At 67.3% G+C, this 15,912-nt stretch carries 16 protein-coding genes; 7 read left to right on the top strand and 9 right to left on the bottom strand.

The features are described from left to right. The first annotated feature begins 385 nt into the window (after positions 1–385). Positions 386–2,530 carry an NACHT domain-containing protein gene (locus tag ACZ4UU_RS04405; protein WP_468036381.1) on the top strand — a complete coding sequence of 715 codons (2,145 nt, stop codon included), beginning with the start codon at positions 386–388 and terminating at the stop codon, positions 2,528–2,530. On the opposite strand, the gene ACZ4UU_RS04400 is transcribed toward ACZ4UU_RS04405, so the two are convergent. The 3 genes from ACZ4UU_RS04400 to ACZ4UU_RS04390 all read right to left on the bottom strand — a co-directional run bounded on the left by ACZ4UU_RS04400 (position 2,444) and on the right by ACZ4UU_RS04390 (position 3,678). Continuing rightward, positions 2,444–2,755, bottom strand: a complete 312-nt coding sequence (locus tag ACZ4UU_RS04400; RefSeq protein ID WP_468036380.1) for a hypothetical protein — start codon at positions 2,753–2,755, stop codon at positions 2,444–2,446. The genes ACZ4UU_RS04405 and ACZ4UU_RS04400 overlap by 87 nt on opposite strands. Before the next feature lie 311 nt (positions 2,756–3,066). Continuing rightward, positions 3,067–3,438: an SDR family oxidoreductase gene (locus ACZ4UU_RS04395; protein ID WP_468036379.1), complete on the bottom strand. Its 372-nt coding sequence runs from the start codon at positions 3,436–3,438 to the stop codon at positions 3,067–3,069. A gap of 84 nt (positions 3,439–3,522) precedes the next feature. Then, positions 3,523–3,678, bottom strand: coding sequence for a hypothetical protein (locus ACZ4UU_RS04390; RefSeq protein WP_468036378.1), 156 nt, complete (start codon positions 3,676–3,678; stop codon positions 3,523–3,525). 135 nt (positions 3,679–3,813) lie between these two features. Between ACZ4UU_RS04390 and ACZ4UU_RS04385 the strand changes: the two genes are divergently transcribed. The 6 genes from ACZ4UU_RS04385 to ACZ4UU_RS04360 all read left to right on the top strand — a co-directional run bounded on the left by ACZ4UU_RS04385 (position 3,814) and on the right by ACZ4UU_RS04360 (position 9,959). Beyond that, on the top strand, positions 3,814–4,995 hold the full coding sequence (locus ACZ4UU_RS04385; protein WP_468036377.1) for a tyrosine-type recombinase/integrase: 1,182 nt from the start codon (positions 3,814–3,816) through the stop codon (positions 4,993–4,995). Between the two features lie 653 nt (positions 4,996–5,648). Beyond that, positions 5,649–7,535 (top strand): tyrosine-type recombinase/integrase, encoded by a 1,887-nt coding sequence (locus tag ACZ4UU_RS04380; RefSeq protein ID WP_468036376.1) that lies wholly within the window; start codon positions 5,649–5,651, stop codon positions 7,533–7,535. Next, positions 7,532–8,107: a DUF6262 family protein gene (locus ACZ4UU_RS04375; RefSeq protein WP_189696857.1), complete on the top strand. Its 576-nt coding sequence runs from the start codon at positions 7,532–7,534 to the stop codon at positions 8,105–8,107. The genes ACZ4UU_RS04380 and ACZ4UU_RS04375 overlap by 4 nt, the downstream gene beginning before the upstream one ends. A 126-nt stretch (positions 8,108–8,233) precedes the next feature. Beyond that, positions 8,234–8,773, top strand: a complete 540-nt coding sequence (locus tag ACZ4UU_RS04370) for a hypothetical protein (protein WP_468036375.1) — start codon at positions 8,234–8,236, stop codon at positions 8,771–8,773. 6 nt (positions 8,774–8,779) lie between these two features. Next, entirely contained in the window at positions 8,780–9,253 is a 474-nt protein-coding gene (locus ACZ4UU_RS04365; protein ID WP_468036374.1) for a hypothetical protein, read from the top strand. A gap of 61 nt (positions 9,254–9,314) precedes the next feature. Continuing rightward, complete coding sequence (locus tag ACZ4UU_RS04360) at positions 9,315–9,959, top strand: NUDIX domain-containing protein (RefSeq protein WP_468036428.1); 645 nt, start codon at positions 9,315–9,317, stop codon at positions 9,957–9,959. Here ACZ4UU_RS04360 and ACZ4UU_RS04355 read toward each other — a convergent pair. The 6 genes from ACZ4UU_RS04355 to ACZ4UU_RS04330 all read right to left on the bottom strand — a co-directional run bounded on the left by ACZ4UU_RS04355 (position 9,932) and on the right by ACZ4UU_RS04330 (position 15,909). Beyond that, a complete protein-coding gene (locus tag ACZ4UU_RS04355; protein ID WP_468036373.1) occupies positions 9,932–10,195 on the bottom strand; it encodes a MazG-like family protein in 264 nt (87 codons plus the stop codon). The genes ACZ4UU_RS04360 and ACZ4UU_RS04355 overlap by 28 nt on opposite strands. Positions 10,196–10,322: 127 nt before the next feature. Beyond that, positions 10,323–12,062 (bottom strand): VanW family protein, encoded by a 1,740-nt coding sequence (locus tag ACZ4UU_RS04350; protein WP_468036372.1) that lies wholly within the window; start codon positions 12,060–12,062, stop codon positions 10,323–10,325. 221 nt (positions 12,063–12,283) lie between these two features. After that, the gene (locus ACZ4UU_RS04345) at positions 12,284–13,429 is read right to left on the bottom strand and encodes a DUF475 domain-containing protein (RefSeq protein ID WP_468036371.1); all 1,146 of its coding nucleotides are present in this window, start codon (positions 13,427–13,429) and stop codon (positions 12,284–12,286) included. A gap of 7 nt (positions 13,430–13,436) precedes the next feature. Then, a complete protein-coding gene (locus tag ACZ4UU_RS04340) occupies positions 13,437–13,832 on the bottom strand; it encodes a universal stress protein (protein ID WP_062724219.1) in 396 nt (131 codons plus the stop codon). An 18-nt stretch (positions 13,833–13,850) separates the two neighbouring features. After that, entirely contained in the window at positions 13,851–15,335 is a 1,485-nt protein-coding gene (locus ACZ4UU_RS04335) for a tripartite tricarboxylate transporter permease (RefSeq protein ID WP_468036427.1), read from the bottom strand. Positions 15,336–15,369: 34 nt separating this feature from the next. Then, on the bottom strand, positions 15,370–15,909 hold the full coding sequence (locus ACZ4UU_RS04330; RefSeq protein ID WP_468036370.1) for a tripartite tricarboxylate transporter TctB family protein: 540 nt from the start codon (positions 15,907–15,909) through the stop codon (positions 15,370–15,372). Positions 15,910–15,912: the final 3 nt, after the last annotated feature.

Below are 15,912 nucleotides of genomic sequence, written 5' to 3'. Positions count from 1 at the left end.
GTGCCGTCAAGAGGGTGTCTAAATCGGTCGTCACAACCCGATGTTGGACACCCTCCCTCCGTCTGAGAACCCCGCAATCGGAACTACTCGTCTAGGTGAAGGTGAGCCCGGCCCAGAACCAGCGCGGCCCGCAGCGCGGAAGACGTCGCGAACCGGTGGAGGCCGCTGGGGCGGCAGACTGAGCAACCGAGTGGCCTGGGGGTACGCGTGCACGCGGGTAGCTTTCGGTCCTCCGGCGCTCGAATACGTCTGCCGCCGTTCAGGAACGCTGATGTCACGAGGCGATGTCAGAAGTCGGAGAACGGCTTTCCCGCACAGGTGGGTCACGGCATGATGACTGGCTGTGACAGGCGGGGGGCACGGCCGCGGGCCGAAGAATGTGGGCATGTGGTACTTGCTCCTGCTGGGGCTAGGGCTCCTGGGGGCACTGGGTCTGGCTTGGTACTTCGAGCTGGGCAGGGCCGCAACGGCAGCCACGTTGCTTCCCAGCCTGGCCTCCGCATTTCTGGCTTGGAAGGCCTTCCTTCACGACCGGATCGAAGCCGCCGTCATAGATCTGGGCACGGCTGCCGACCAGCTGGCGGAAGCAGTGAGCAACCAGTGGGATGCTGAGGCAGCGGTCCGCCGGTTGAACGACCCGTATCCGCTGCCGGTGGCCTGGCAGGCCGCTGATGCGGACCTTGTCCAGCCATGGACGCTGCTGGCGGATCTGGCTCGGGCCTGGCCCGGCGGTCCGCCGAGCGATCCAGCCCGCTGGCCCGCGGAGGCCAGCGGGCTGGCCGGTGAGTATGCGGAGATCGGCGAGGTGTTCGCCCAGCGGGTGCCCACCCGCCGTTTGGTCGTGCTCGGCGAGCCCGGCTCGGGCAAGACCATGCTGCTTGTCCGCCTGCTCCACAGCTTGATCTCACAGCGGGCCGACTGCGGTCCGGTGCCGGTGCTGTTTTCCCTTGCCTCCTGGAACCCGGCCGGCCAACCCCTGCAGGACTGGCTGGCTGACCAGCTGCGGCGCAGCTATCCGGGTCTGCACGCCCCCGCCCCTCCGAGCGCGCCCCAGGCTGGCCAGGTCGACCTCGCTCAAGGCCTGCTGGATACCCGGCGGATCCTGCCCCTCCTCGACGGCTTCGACGAACTCCCGCCCGCCCTGCACGCGATGGCCCTCGACGCCATTAACCAGACTCTGCCCGCGAAACAGCCCTTAGTACTGGTCAGTCGGGCCGCCGCCTACCGTGACGTGATGTCGGACGCTCAAGGGCGGCCGCTCAACGGCGCTGCCGGGATCCACCTGATGCCCCTCACCCCCGCCCAGGCCGCCGCTTACCTGCGCCATGACGCGGGCGGCGAACACACCCCAGCTGCCGACCGGTGGAACACCGTGGCCGCTCACCTGGGTACCGATACCCCCGTCGGACAGGCACTGAGTACTCCCCTGGGCCTGTTTCTGGCCCGCACCATCTACAATCCCCGCCCCGACACCCCCGCCGCACCCAGCCCCATCCGCCATCCGGACGAGCTGTGCGACCACACCGCCTTCCCCACGCGCACTGCCGTCGATACTCACCTGTTCAACGCCTACATCCCCGCCGCCTATACCCGTTACCACCCGAACCCACCTCGATGGTCCCCCTCCCAGGCTCACCGCACCTTGGTCTTCCTGGCCCGGCACTTGGAGACCCACCGCAACGGCAGCCCTGACATCGCTTGGTGGGAGTTCCACCACGCCACACCGGGATACCTCCCTCGCCTCTTTGGCGGGCTCGGGGTCGGTCTGGTTGGCGGAGTCGTGGCCGGGGTCGTGGGTGGGCTCGTGGCCGGGGTCGTGGGTGGCCTCGTGGCCGGGGTGGGGGTCTGGCTCGTGGCCGGGGTGGGGGTCTGGCTCTTGCACGACTCCAGGGACGAGCTACCGAGTACCCCGAGTGCACGGCTGCGCAGGTCATTCCACTCGCGCGCGCACCGTCTCGGGGTCGGGCTCGGGGTCTGGCTCGCGGCCGGGCTCGCGCTCGGACTGGTGGGCGGGCTCGTGCAAGGGCTCGTGGTGGGGCTCGTGATAGGGCTCGCGGCCGGGCTCCTCCTCGGGGTCAGAACGGAGGAGCCTGACCTGACTGCCACGGTCGGACCCGCGACATCGCTCACCCGGGATCGCCGCACTTTACTGACAGTCGTGCTCGCACTCTGGCTCATGTTCGCGCTCGTGGGCGGGCTGGTGGCCGGGCTCGTGCACGGGCTCGGGGTCGGGGTCGCGGTCGGGCTCGTGGTCGGGCTCCCGTCCGCGCTCGTGGGCGGGGTCGCGATCGGGCTCGGGGACGGGATCGAGGACGGGCCCGACGGTTATTTGTACGCGGCATGGCTGGGCTGGGTGATGGCCAAGCTCTATCTGGCAGTGCGGTACAAGGTCCCGTGGGCTCTGATGACGTTCCTCCAGGATGCCCACGAGCACCGCAGTGTGCTACGGCAGGCCGGAGCGGTGTACCAGTTCCGGCATCTCGACCTGCAACGCCATCTCGCCCAGCAACCCTGGCCACCCACTGCCTGACCCCACATGCCGTTCGGCCTTGCTGCTGACGCGGATCGCTTCCAGAGTGTCCGTGTCCGTGTCCGTGATCGTGCCGATCTGGTTGGCCTTGAGCAGGGAGGCGATGCCTGCCTCCTTCTCGATCGCCCTGGCGATGATGGCGGCAGCGCGCTGGGCCAGCTCCCCAGCCGAACCAGCGACTTCGCCGCGCGCGTCCAGCACGCCCTCCGGGCACAGGAACTGCACCAGGACGTTGCCAACTCCTCCCAGACGGCGCAGGAATCGGGGCGCGCTGCGTGAGACCCCGTGTCGGACCCCGGCATGCCCGCCGACCGGTCCCCACCCTGCTGCGCGGCAAGGACGCCGCAGCGTTTGCCGTGACGACCCACGACATCCCGCTGCTGGTGCTGGCCACCACCGACTCGGCCGCCCTCACCGGCCTTGCGTTCGTGCTGGAATGGGTTCCGCGACTGGGCGCGTTCGCCGTCGCCACGGCACCACGGCCGTGCTCCGCTTCGCCTCCACCGTCCTGCTGCTCGCCGCGTCCACCGGGATCCTCACGGAATGCTCCTAAAACGCGGCCGAGACCGCGGCGGGGGTGAGCCGGCCTGCGCTCCGACCGTCGACAGAAAGACCAGCTGTTCCACCCTTGCGGCCGCCGCCGCGTCGATCGCCCCCGTCCCGTACTCGACCTGCCGAAGGTCGTTCGGGCAGATCAGCATCAACCGGTCGACCCCGTCGAGCGCGCGTCGGACCGTCGACGGCTCGGCGAAATCACCCACCGCCAGCTCGGTCTCACCACCGAGCACGCCGGCCGCCCGGTCCGGATCCCGGACGAAGGCACGCACACGGACACCGCGATTCCGCAGCTCCGTGACGACCCTCGAACCGACGTTCCCTGACGCTCCGGTCACCAGCACAGTCGTCATGCCGACACTCCCAGGAAAGGCGAATGAGTACTCAACGTAGTCAACCTGCTGCGGAATGTTGCCGCTCGTCGTGATGCGGGGCGCTCAGCGCCGCTGTCCCGTCGTCGGGGCGGGGCGGCCGTTCGCGGCGCCGGCGTCGGCCGGCTCGTCCCGTGCCACCAGGTCCCGAGAGGCGATGCGGTCCATGTGGCGTGCGAACACGGCCTGGGCATCGCGGTCCATGCGGGCCAGCGCGACCATGCCGGTCACGATGACGTCGCAGATCTCGGCTTTGACGTCGTCCCAGGTGTTATCTCTAGTAAGTCCTGAAGTTCAGTTACCTAAGTGACGTTTGCGCGTTCTCTACGTGACAGACAACTATCTTGGGGGACTTCAGTGACGTCAGCCAGACCCTCTTCCAAGCCCCGCGCCTACCGGGCTGAGAAGGCCATCAGGCCCTCCGATGAGGCAACGACGTGGATCGTCATCAGCAAGGACTACGAGATCCACCCTGAGGCGACTTCGTACCTGACCGCCCTGGCCTCCCGGGAGGACGCATCCGTCAATACCCTGCGCAGCTACGCGGGCCGGGTGGCGCTGTACCTGTCCTACTGTGCGGAGTTCGGTATCTGTTGGGCGGCACCCACCGTCGTGCAGCTTGCTCAGTTCCTGCACTGGCTGGTTGACGAACCCCTGCCGGCCAGGAGTCAGAGGGTGCTCGCCGAGCCCCGGCACCGCAGCAAGAAGACCGCGAACGCGATCATGACCACCACATGCCAGTTCTTCAGGCACTGCTCCCTGCACGGGTGGGTCGCCGCAGACTTGATCGCTCTGCTGACCGAGCCGAGGCTCCTCCACCACATGCCGACCGGTTACAACGCCGGTGAGGACGATCAGTACCGCACTGTGCGTGCACGGAAGCTGAAGTTCAAAGTCGCCATCTCCGGCTACGAGTACCTGACCGACGAGCAGATCCTCCGCATCATCGACCTCACATGCCACTCTCGCGACAGGTTCCTGGTGACGCTCCTGGCAGAAACAGGTGTGCGCATCGGGGAAGCCCTGGGTCTGCGACGGGAGGACATGCATCTGCTGTCGAACTCGGCGACACTCGGGTGCCGCACGGTCGGTCCTCACATCCATGTGCGCCGTCGCCAGAACTCCAACGGAGCCCTGGCCAAGTCGCGGCAGCCTCGGTCGGTCCCGGTCAGCGACAGCCTGGTCGGTCTCTACGCCGACTACCAGTGGGAACGGGAGGCCGTGCCCGAGGCCGCGTCCTGCGACATGACATTCGTCAACCTGTTCCGTGGGCCTTTGGGTTCGCCGATGAAGTACCAAGCCACGTACGACCTGTTCGCGCGGCTTGCCAAACGGGCGGGCTTCGCCACACGGCCGCACATGTTCCGGCACTCGGCCGCGACGCGGTGGATTCGCCAGGGCAAGCAGCGTCATGTGGTTCAGGACCTGCTCGGGCATGTCAGCGAGCAGTCGATGGAGATCTACCTGCACGCCAGCGACCAGGAAAAACGGGACGCTGTGACGGCGGTCTCGGAGATGCGAAGGGCCGCACAGCGGTGAATGACAGGGCCAAGTCGGCGAGGAACGTAGGCGTCGCGGCTCTGCCGACTGATGATCACCTGCTCCGGTCCTGGAACACCTGGCTTCAGCACGCCATCGACATGTGCTGGAGGCCCGGTGAATGGAATCCTCACGATCTGCTGTTCGTCGGAGACCCGGACAACCCGCTCACTGGATCTCGACGCTGCCGTCATCCTCTCTGCGACTCCCCGACCGAGGGGCCGACGTACTGTGGAAGCTGCAACATCGATTACCGCGCGTCCAAACTGACGGAAACAGAGTTCGACCAGACCTTTGTCCCGCGACGCAACCGGAGGTTCCACGCCAGGCCTGAGCGATGCGTCGTCCCCGCTTGCGGACGTGACGGGATCAAAGGGCAGCTCTGCCACAGCCACTACTCGGTCTGGCGCAGCCATGTACGCAGGACTTACGGCCACGATGCCAGGATCAGCCGTTACGCGGCTGAGCGTGAGGCTTGGGCAACCACACAAGAGCCGTTCCCCGGGCTGCCTCTGTGCGCGGTCCGAGGGTGCCGAAGCGAGGAGAGCCTTCCGACGCACCTCTGCTATGCGCACCGCAACTTGTGGGCGGCGTGCGCCCGCGAGAGCGGCCGGGACAGCAGCGAGGACCTGGCCAGGTGGACCGAGACCCGGGTGCCGTTCCTCCTCCAGAACGAGTTCAGCCTCGTCCCTCTTGAGGAGACGACGCGCCTGGAGCTGCTTTACGCCCTCCAGAAGAGGGACGCGCGGGGCCAGGTTCTCCGTCCGACTCAGGTCAGGAAGATCGTCAAGCTGTTCGCCGGCATTCCCTCTGTGGCTCTCGCGGTTGGCGCCACGCCTGGCCCCTCCGACACCACATGCACGGCGACTCAGTCTCTGATCAAGGAGGTCAAGCGGGACATCACCAGGGGCCTCGACGCGTACCGCGGTATCGACGAGACCACCAAACCGGTGTGGGACCTGCGGGCGCTGGATACCCCTCTACCGGCGCGCACGCGGACCGGGTTCCGCGTGCGTGAGGGCGAGATCGACTTCACCCCCATCCTCCAGCCATGGCTAAGGGAAGTAGCGATGCGCTGGGCTCGCACGACGAGTCCGGGGTCCTCGGCCCTTCGTGACCGGCTCCTGGCCTGCACGATCGCCTCTCGGGCCCTCGCTACCCGGCGTGCTGGTTCCGACCCAGCCGGACTGGGTTTCGCGGACATGACGGCCGTCGTCAACGAGTTCAGGGTGTCCGTTCGCAGAGACGGGAAGCCCCGCAGCAACGACTCCCGGGCCCGGCTACTGAAGCTCTTCACGGAGCTCCTGGAATTCGGCCGAATCGAAGGAGTCCTTGATGATCTCTCTCCTCGGTTCGTTCTCCATACGAACGAGCACCGCATCAAGCGGGACAAAGCCGATGAGGACAACATCGGCAAGGCCCTTCCCGAGTCGGTCGTTGCTCAGCTCGACAAGCACGTCGACCTCATCGGTGTGGGGATGACCTACGGCAGCATGCCGACGGACTGCATCCGGGCCATGTTCCGCACGGTCTACGTCCTGCTGAGAGACACCGGACGCCGTCCCAACGAGATCGGCGCTCTTGGCCTGGGCTGCCTGGAGTACGACGGCGGTGAGTACCAGCTGATCTGGGACAATACCAAGGCACGTAGGCTCCGGCGACGCCTTCCCCTGGACAGGGACACGGTCAGCGCGGTGAAAGAGTGGACATCGGTCCGGGAGCTACTCGACCTGCCTTCTCGGACCCTCCCCTTCCTGTTCCCTGCGATCACCGACAACGCCGCCACCGGCCACCTGACTACCGGGAACATCGGCGCTGCCATCCGGACATGGGCCGATTTGATCCCGGAGATCCACTCCGAAGAACTCGGCCCGGACGGTGCACCATTGCCTTTCGAACGGTCGCTGATTTACCCGTACGCCTTCCGCCACACCTTCTGCCAGCGATACGCCGACGCCGGTATGCCGCAGCACGTCCTCCAGGACCTGATGGATCACAAGTCCGCCGACACCACCGCGGCTTACTACAAGGTGAGCATCAAAATGAAGCGGGAGGCCATCAACACCATCAAGAGTCTGACCACCGACCGCTTCGGCACTCCTGCTCCAATGAGATCGAGCACGGCATACGAGATGCGGTCGGTAGCGGTGGCATTCGGAAACTGCATCGAACCCACTAACGTGAAGGCCGGCGGGAAGGCGTGCCCCATCCGGTTCCAATGCGCTGGCTGCGGCTCGTACCGACCCGATCCCTCCTACCTACCTGCCGTTGAGGAGCACATCCGTGCGTTGAAGGCGGACCGTGAGGTCGCTGCCGCCGCCGGAGCAGCCGAGTTCGTCATCCGGAACCTGGACGACCAGATCGCTGCGTTCCAGGCCGTCCGTGAGAACCAGAAGGAGAAACTGGCTTCGATGCCCGATGAGATGCGACACGAGGTCGAGGAGGCCAGCAAGGTTCTGCGAAAGCTCCGTGCTGGGGCCTCGAAGGGCGCTGTGAGCCTGGGCATGCCCGCATTCGGTCCTCCGGGGGTAGTCGCATGACGAAGGAGCCGCGTACGCCAGCTCAGGTGCTGCTTGAATCTCGGCAGAAGGCCAGCCGGGAGAAGCGCGCAAGAGTGCTCGCTGTAGTGGATCAGATGAAGGCCGACGGCGACCCGATCACGTTCCTCACAGTCGCCAAGCGGGCTGGCGTCTCAAACTGGCTTGTCTACGCCGAAGGGGTTCGCGAGCACATCGAAGCCGCTCGCGCGGGCCAGGCAGTCGGCGTAACTCGGCAGCGCAAGGAAGGAGCGGTGGCCAGCGCCGCGAGCCTGGCGACCGACCTTGAGTTTGCGCGTGCCCAGGTCCGGACGCTCACCGAAGAACGTGACCGGCTCAGGGCCGCAGTGCAGCGCAGTCTCGGCGAGCGGGTCGACGCCGTCTCGACCAAGGACTTACTCGCCCGTGTTCAGGAGCTGTCCATCGCCAACCAACGGCTCGCCTCAGAGTTGGCCCGAGCCGAAGCAGACCGCGACAGCCTGCAGGATGATTTGGCCGAGGCACAGGACGACCTGGCCGCCGCCCGGACGGCCCTGCGGAACATGATGCGCGACCAGAACCGCGACTCAACGTAATCGCCTCTCAGATTGCTCGCAGGCGACCCTGGCCGTAGCAGCAGCCATGCGAAGCTGGGGCGGGCTTGTCGATGCTGATCACGCACATGCAACGATGTCACCCTTCCCCGCACGAAAGACACGCCAATGAGCCGTCCCGCGATACCCGACCTGGCCTGGTGGCGCGGGGACCCCGAGCGATGGGAACTTCTGGAGTTCGACGGGCAGCACACTGAGGATGGGCTGCCCATGGACGCCCGCTGGGAGGACAGGCAGCAGGTCCTCGAAGCCCTGGTCGGGGACCCTTGCCAGGAAGACGGGAACTTCGCCCGGTTCCTGCTCCTTCAGGAGACACGCTGGCATGGGCATTCCTGGGGATTCAGCCACAGCATCGAACTCGCCGCCCTGCGGGTCGCCGAAGAGCGCCGCGTCGAGGACGTCTGGCTCCTGTGGGAAGCCGTCTGCCGGAGCTTCGACACTTGGTGCGGCCTTCCCCACCACCTGCTGCTCACTGCCGGAGTGTCCATCACCACGGAGTACGTCAAAGACTCTGACCATCCCCAGCAGGACAACCTCTTGGAGCACCTCGGGAAAATATCCCAGGTCACAGACAAGGAGGTCGCCCAGACACTGAGCCAGCGGCGCCGCTACTACGGCGAGATCCTCGACGAGCTGAGCGGGGAGTGAGACGGCGTGGAGATCACTGTGCAGTGGGTACGGACCTCGTGGACCAAGGAGTCGCGGGGAGGTGAGAGTGCCGCGCGCAGGAATGCCGCCCCGATCGGGTTCCCTCTTCCACATGCGTCGAGTTCGCTGGCGCACGTGGTGCGCATGCGGGAGGAGAACGGCTTTCAGCCTCATGACACTCTTGAGGACCTCGGCAAGGTCGATGTCCAACTCCGTGAAGTCGAAGGACACCTGCGGGTCTTCCCGCGAGTGCAGCCTTTGTTTGCCCTGCCGCCGCGGCGACGACGCCTGCCGGCCGTGCGACTTGTTCCCGGGCAGTGGGTCCGTTGGCAGCTGAACTACCGCTTCAGCAGCGCACTGGGGATCCGGGACTGGTCCTACTGGTTGGACACCTTCAACATCGCCTACGGGCCGGTGACCACTGACCTGTTCTGTGGAACGCCTGACTTCTTCATCGACGAGCAGGGCCCCGTCCGTTAGCGCTGGCTGACTTGACCAGCGAGAGGTTGCGGCTCCCTGCCATCATGTGCCCGTGGTCACCATGGATTCGTCAAACGCCCCCGACCAACTACTCCGCGCCCAGCTGATGCAGGTGCTCAGCGGCATCGAGCCCTGGGACGATCAGGAGCAGACACACCTCGCTGCAACAGCAGAGTGGATCACCAGCGGAGCGCCTCTCTACAGGACGCTTAAGCCTGCCACCCCCGCGAAGCACCTGGTCAGCTACTTCGTCGTGCTCGATGAGACGCGCAAGGAGCTCCTACTTGTTGCCCACCGCAAGGCCAGCTTGTGGCTTCCCAGCGGCGGTCACGTCGAGCCGGCAGAGGATCCATGGCACACGGTCCGTCGTGAATGCCGCGAAGAGCTGCGCATCGAAGCCGTACCTGCCTCGATCACCGGGGACCGCCCGACCTTCCTCACCGTCACACGGACTCGCGGACAGGGGCAGCACACTGACGTGTCCTTGTGGTACGTCCTGCGGGGAGAGGCAGGCCAGGTCACTTCCTTCGACGAAACCGAGTTCGACGCGATCAAGTGGCTCTCCTTGGACCAGGTCCTCGCCACACCAGAGGACACCCTCGACCCCCACATGCACCGATTCACTCGCAAGCTGATGAGCTTGCTTGCCCTACAGGAGCACGCGGTGATGGCCTCCGGTCACCAGGAGAAGACGTGCCTCACGTAACTGACATCCGTAGATCGCTCTGACCAGCGTGTACTTGAGTAAAACCCCAGATAACACCTGTGCGAGTGCCCTTTGCGGGGGTTCTGCCCCATGGCGCCGATCACCGCCTCGGCGACCTCGCCCGCCTCCTCCTGGATCTTGAGGAGCTGGAGCAGGACGCGTTGCTCGTGGGGAAGCGTCGAGTGGTCTTCCAGCCGCTCGGCAAGGCGGGCGATCGTCTTCCAGGTGTCGGTCATGCGTGGCTCGCTTCTGTGCGACGGGAAACGGACTCCGTGCCGGACGCGGAACTGCTTGAGTTCCTCGCCACCGCGCCGCGTCATCTGCGCGACCCGCTCGGGGTAAACCTCGCGCGGGACACCCGGGTCACTCGCAGACGATCTCGTCGCGCGGTGTGTAGTGCGTGCGGAACGGCTCCCGCTTCACCTCTCGGCCGTCGGCGACGAAGACACGTTGCACGGTGACGTCGAAGCCCTCCAGCGGAGTCTGCGGTACGCACTGTTCGTCGGAGTCCACCTTCTTCTCCGGCTGCTTGACGTTGGTGCGCGGCCCGGTGACCGAGCCGATCTCGTCGTACTTCTTGGTGCCGAGGAAGGTGATGGTCACGGAGGTGTCGGTGGACTCGGCCCGGATGTAGATCGCGTTGCCGGAGTCGTTGTTGAACCGCAGGTCCAGGCTGCCCCAGGCGACCGTCGCCTCGCGGCCCGCCGGATAGCGCTCGATGTAGAACGAGTGGGCGCCGTACTCCACGGGCTTGACCCCGGCGAAGAACATCGCGTTGAACACCGTTGTGGCCACGGCGGAGACACCACCGCCGGGTGCCTTGGTGAACTCGTCGTTGAGGATCATGATGCCGTCGACGAAGCCGTTGGCCTCGGTGCGTTCGCCCACGGTGCGGTTGAAGCTCCAGGTCTTGCCCGGCATGACGACCGAGCCGTTGATGAGCTCCGCCGCCCGGCCGATGTTGCGTGTTCGGTACGGCGCCGCTTCGAAGTTGACCGTGAAGGACGACATCTTCTCCCGCAGCCCCAGCCGCGCGGCGTTGTCGTCGGTCAGCTGCGGCTGGATCACGCGTGCGCCCACCTCGCCGGTGCGGGCGGTGCCCGACTTGGTGAGCAGGGGCATGACGGCCTCGCCCAGCGCGTCGTCGGTGATCCGTACACCGGGCCTGGCGTCGTCGGCCGCCACGACCCGGTCGCCGACCAGGCGCAACGTGGCGTTGCGGGGCTCGGCGGGCAGGCCGAACAGGTTGCGGGCCACCACGGGGGAGGCGCGCAGGCCCTTGGCGTCGAGCTTCGGGGTGAGCCTGCCCTTGTCGTCCGGCCGCATCGTCAGGTACTCGCCGAGGTCGTCCGGGGAGATCGTGAACCGCCGGTCGGCCGCCGTCAGCCTGACCGGTGCCGACATCGCCGGCTCCGCGAACTCGCGGACCGCCCGTCGTACCTCCGCCGCCGTGACCTCGGGTTTCGTCTCCCGCGCGGGCAAGGCCGTCACCTCGCCCGCGTCGCCGCGCAGGAAGGAGTCGCGCAGCGGGGCCACGGCGGCATCCGTGTCCAGCGCGTAGCCGTTGTGCGGGGCGACCTGGCGGACCTCGCCGTCCGCGAAGCCGACGGCGCCGTCGCGGACCTTCTGGTCGAGTGACTTCGCCACCTTCTTGAGGGCCGCGTGGGCCTTGTCCTCGTCGACGTGTACGACGGGCTGGACGGGGCCGCCCGAACGGAACAGCCCGCCGATCACCGTGAACGGATCGGCGGCGTGGGTCCGCGCCGCCCGGTCGACGGTCCCGGCGAAGTCGAAGGTGATGCCGGCCTGCCGCGGATCGACAGCACCCTCGCGGTCACCGACGGTCACCGCGAGGTCCCGCGCGCCGGCCGACCCCAGTCGATCCTCCAGCTTCCGGACGGCCTCCGCTCGGCTCAGCCCCCCGATGTCCACCCCGCGGACGGTCGTACCGGCGTCTATGTCCCCGCCCGCCAGCAACAGCCCGGCCAGATACAGGCCCCCGACACCGACGGTCAGGGCGCCGCCGGCCAGGAAGACGGGCGGAATGGAGGCGATCCGGGGTGTTGAGGGGTTTCGCGGAACGGAGGGTACGCGCATGCGCATGGGTCTCCCAGGCGGACGATCGACAGGACAACGCGCCCGATGACGCGACGCTGTGCGCGAGGCAAGCACATCCAGCTAGCCATAATCAGGCGAAAACGCCTATGTCGCAGACCACGTCCACCTCAGATCACGCGCACGCCGCAGCCGCACCCGTCCCGGGGGACCGGGTTGGGGGCTGCGGACCCGTCGCCGGGCACAGCCTGGCCGGCGTGAGCTGCTCCTCACGCCCCCGACCGCACCTCCCCCTTCTCCTCCTCCGGCACCCCGTCCGCCCCCTCCGCCGCCAGCACCCTGTTGCGGCGGACGGAGGCGAGGAAGGACGCGGCGATCAGGACGACGCCGATCAGGCCGGTGATGATCTCGCTGATCTGGTGCTGGATGGTGATCAGGAGGATCGCGGCGAGGGCGCCGATGGCGTAGTGGGCGCCGTGTTCGAGGTAGACGTAGTCGTCGAGGGTGCCCTGGCGGACCAGGTACACCGTCAGTGAACGGACGTACATCGCGCCGATGCCCAGGCCGAGGGCCATCCAGAAGATGTGGTTGGTGATGGCGAAGGCGCCGATCACGCCGTCGAAGGAGAAGGACGCGTCCAGGACCTCCAGGTAGAGGAAGAGGAAGAACGCGGCCTTGCCGGCGAGGGCCGCCGCCGAGACCGGCTTGCCTTCCGCCCTGGCCTTCTCCTTCGCCTCTTCCTCCTGCTCCTCCTCTTCCTCGAGCCGTTCCTCGAAGTGGGAGGACAGGCCGCCGACGACGAGATACGTGATCAGGCCCGCCACGCCGGACAGCAGCACCGTGGCCGCCTTGTCCGCGTGCCCCGTGCTGACGTGGGCGTGGGTGGCGAAGGTCATCGCCGTCACCAGCAGGGCGACCAGGGCGACGCAGACCGACAGCATGTCGATCCTGCCGAGTTTCGCGAGCGGGCGCTCCAGCCAGGTCAGCCACTTGATGTCACGGTCCTCGAGGATGAAGTCGAGGAAGATCATCAGCAGGAACATGCCACCGAAGGCCGCGATGGCCGGGTGGGCGTCGGTCACCAGGTCCTGGTAGCGGTCGGGGTCGTCGAGGGCGAGCTGGACCGCCTCCACGGGCCCCACCTTGGCGCTGATCGCGACGATCACCACCGGGAAGACCAGCCGCATCCCGAACACGGCGATCAGAATGCCGATCGTGAGGAAGATCCGCTGCCAGAAGGCGTTCATCTTCTTCAGGATCCCGGCGTTGACGACCGCGTTGTCGAAGGAGAGGGAGATCTCCAGGATTGACAGGATCAGCACGATCCCGAAGGCCTCCCAGCCCCACTGCCACGCGGCGAAGGTCAGGCCGACCACCGTGATGGCGAACGACCAGCCGAAGGTTCGCAGCATCATCGTCACCTCACCCCGCCGCCTTCACGGCGAGGACCGGACAGTCCACCCCCAGCAGGATCTGCTGGGCCGCGGACCCCATGATCAGCTTCCCGACGGCACTGCGCTTGCGCAGGCCGATCACCACCAGGGACGCGTCCGTCTGCTCCACCAGGTCGATGATCTCCGCGGCGGCGTCACGCGCGCCGAGGACCTGACGGATGTCGAAGTCGACGCCCAGGGCCGCGAGGTCCTCGCGCACATGGGTCAGATCGGGCTCCTGGGCGAAGCGCGGATCCACCAGGGCGTCACCCCTGGTCGTGTTCACCACCAGCAGTTTCTCGCCGCGGCGGCGGGCCTCGTCGATCCCCGCCCGCAGGGCAGCCTCGCCCTCGGGGGAGGGGACGTAGCCGACCAGGATGGTCATCTCTGCACTCCAGACGTCTCAGGCGGCGGCGTTTCGCGCACGCAGGGGACTTACCACGAAACGGCGAACCAGTGGCCACAGCAGGACCAGTGCGATCACCGCGTAGACCGAGTACGACACCGGGCCGCCCACCAAACCCGACAACTCGCCGCCGGACAGCTGAAGGGAGCGCCGGCCCTGCAACTCCGCCCGCGGACCCAGGATGACCCCGACGATCAGCGGCAGCACCGGCAGCCCGAAGCGCCGCATGGCGAAGCCGAGGAGGCCCAGGGTGAGCAGGAGGAACAGGTCGAGGGGCTGGGCGTTGACGGCGTACGCGCCCATCGACGCGAAGAACAGGATGCCCGCGTAGAGGTACGGGCGCGGGATCTGCAGGAGCTTCGCCCACGCCGGGGCCAGCGGGAGGTTGAGCAGCAGCAGGAGCAGGTTGCCTATGAAGAGGCTCGCGATCAGGACCCAGACCAGGCTGGCCTCGCGTTCGAAGAGGAGAGGGCCGGGCTGGATGCCGTACGACTGGAAGGCCGCCAGCATCACGGCCGCCGTGGCGTTCGTCGGGAGGCCGATCGCCAGCATGGGGACCAGGGTGCCCGCCGCCGACGCGTTGTTCGCGGCCTCCGGGCCCGCCACGCCCTCGATCGCGCCCTTGCCGAACTCCTCGGGATGCTTGGTGAGCCGCTTCTCCGTGGCGTACGACAGGAAGGTCGGGATCTCCGCCCCGCCGGCCGGCAGCGCGCCGAAGGGGAAGCCGAACGCCGTTCCGCGCAGCCAGGGCTTCCAGGACCGCTTCCAGTCCTTCCTGCCCATCCAGGGACGGCCCACCGGGATCACCTCGGCCGGCTTGCGCCGCAGATGCGCGGCCACCCACAGCGCCTCGCCGACCGCGAAGATGCCGACCGCGACCACGACGACGTCGATACCGTCGGCCAACTGCGGTACGCCGAGGGTCAGCCTCTGCTGGCCGGAGACCGAGTCGATGCCGACCAGGCCGATCGTCAGGCCCAGGAGCAGGGATATGAAGCCGCGGATGCGGGACGAGCCCAGTACCGACGTCACGGCTATGAAGGCCAGCAGCATCAGCGCGAAGTAGTCGGGTGCGCCCAGGCTGACGGCGAAGTCGACCACGAACGGGGTGATCAGGACCAGCAGCAGCGTGCCGATGGTGCCGGCCACGAACGAGCCGATCGCCGCCGTAGCCAGGGCCTGGGCCGCCCGGCCCGCCTTCGCCATCTTGTTGCCCTCGATGGCGGTGACCACGGACGAGGACTCGCCGGGGGTGTTCAGCAGGATCGAGGTCGTCGAGCCGCCGTACATGCCGCCGTAGAAGATGCCGGCGAACATGATGAACGCCTGCACCGGCTCCATGCCGTAGGTGACCGGCAGCAGCAGGGCCACCGTCATCGCCGGGCCGATGCCCGGCAGGACGCCCACCGCGGTGCCGATGACGACACCGACCAGGGCGAGCAGCAGGTTCAGCGGATCCATGACGTCCGCGAAGCCCTGCATCAGGTTGTTCAGGTTGTCCGTCACGGGCCAGGCCTCACAGGATTCCTTGCAGGACACCGGCGGGGAGGTTCACGCCGAGGCCGATCGCGAACGCGTAGAACGTCGTCAGGGAGAGCGTCACCGCGATCAGCAGGTTGCGGAAGTAGTGGCGGTTGCCGAGCGCGAACGCCGTGCCCCAGAAGAGCAGGGCCCCGCTGATCACCCAGCCGAGCCGCTCGATGAGCAGGGCGTTCGCCACGAACACCGCGATCAGCAGCAGGACGGTGCGCCAGTCGCTGCCCTGGGAGAGGTCGACGTCCTCGCCGGCCTCCATCTCACCGCGCCCGCCCCGGGCCACGTCCACGGCGTACAGCGCCGCGAGCAGCAGGAGCAGGCCGCCCAGCATCAGCGGGACCGCGCGCGGGCCGACCGGGTCGGTGCCGCTGGTGATGTGCGGGATGCCGAGGGCGTCGACGATCACGGCGGCGCCCAGCAGGGCGAGGAACACGCACACGCCGTACTGCGCGCGGTCCCCGCCCTCCCGGGGCGGACGGGAGTCCTCCACGGTCCGTTCGTCCTTCATTTCGTCCGTCACGTC

This window comes from Streptomyces sp. NPDC028907 (assembly GCF_055564995.1).
This window is presented reverse-complemented; position numbering and strand designations above follow the sequence as displayed.

What these genes read in the sequence shown, in the direction of transcription:
- ACZ4UU_RS04405 (WP_468036381.1), top strand. Translation starts at nt 386, where the DNA reads ATGTGGTACTTGCTCCTGCTGGGGCTAGGGCTCCTGGGGGCACTGGGT.
- ACZ4UU_RS04395 (WP_468036379.1), bottom strand. Translation starts at nt 3,438, where the DNA reads ATGACGACTGTGCTGGTGACCGGAGCGTCAGGGAACGTCGGTTCGAGG.
- ACZ4UU_RS04390 (WP_468036378.1), bottom strand. Translation starts at nt 3,678, where the DNA reads ATGGTCGCGCTGGCCCGCATGGACCGCGATGCCCAGGCCGTGTTCGCA.
- ACZ4UU_RS04375 (WP_189696857.1), top strand. Translation starts at nt 7,532, where the DNA reads ATGACGAAGGAGCCGCGTACGCCAGCTCAGGTGCTGCTTGAATCTCGG.
- ACZ4UU_RS04370 (WP_468036375.1), top strand. Translation starts at nt 8,234, where the DNA reads ATGAGCCGTCCCGCGATACCCGACCTGGCCTGGTGGCGCGGGGACCCC.
- ACZ4UU_RS04360 (WP_468036428.1), top strand. Translation starts at nt 9,315, where the DNA reads ATGGATTCGTCAAACGCCCCCGACCAACTACTCCGCGCCCAGCTGATG.
- ACZ4UU_RS04355 (WP_468036373.1), bottom strand. Translation starts at nt 10,195, where the DNA reads ATGACCGACACCTGGAAGACGATCGCCCGCCTTGCCGAGCGGCTGGAA.
- ACZ4UU_RS04350 (WP_468036372.1), bottom strand. Translation starts at nt 12,062, where the DNA reads ATGCGCATGCGCGTACCCTCCGTTCCGCGAAACCCCTCAACACCCCGG.
- ACZ4UU_RS04345 (WP_468036371.1), bottom strand. Translation starts at nt 13,429, where the DNA reads ATGATGCTGCGAACCTTCGGCTGGTCGTTCGCCATCACGGTGGTCGGC.
- ACZ4UU_RS04340 (WP_062724219.1), bottom strand. Translation starts at nt 13,832, where the DNA reads ATGACCATCCTGGTCGGCTACGTCCCCTCCCCCGAGGGCGAGGCTGCC.
- ACZ4UU_RS04335 (WP_468036427.1), bottom strand. Translation starts at nt 15,335, where the DNA reads ATGCAGGGCTTCGCGGACGTCATGGATCCGCTGAACCTGCTGCTCGCC.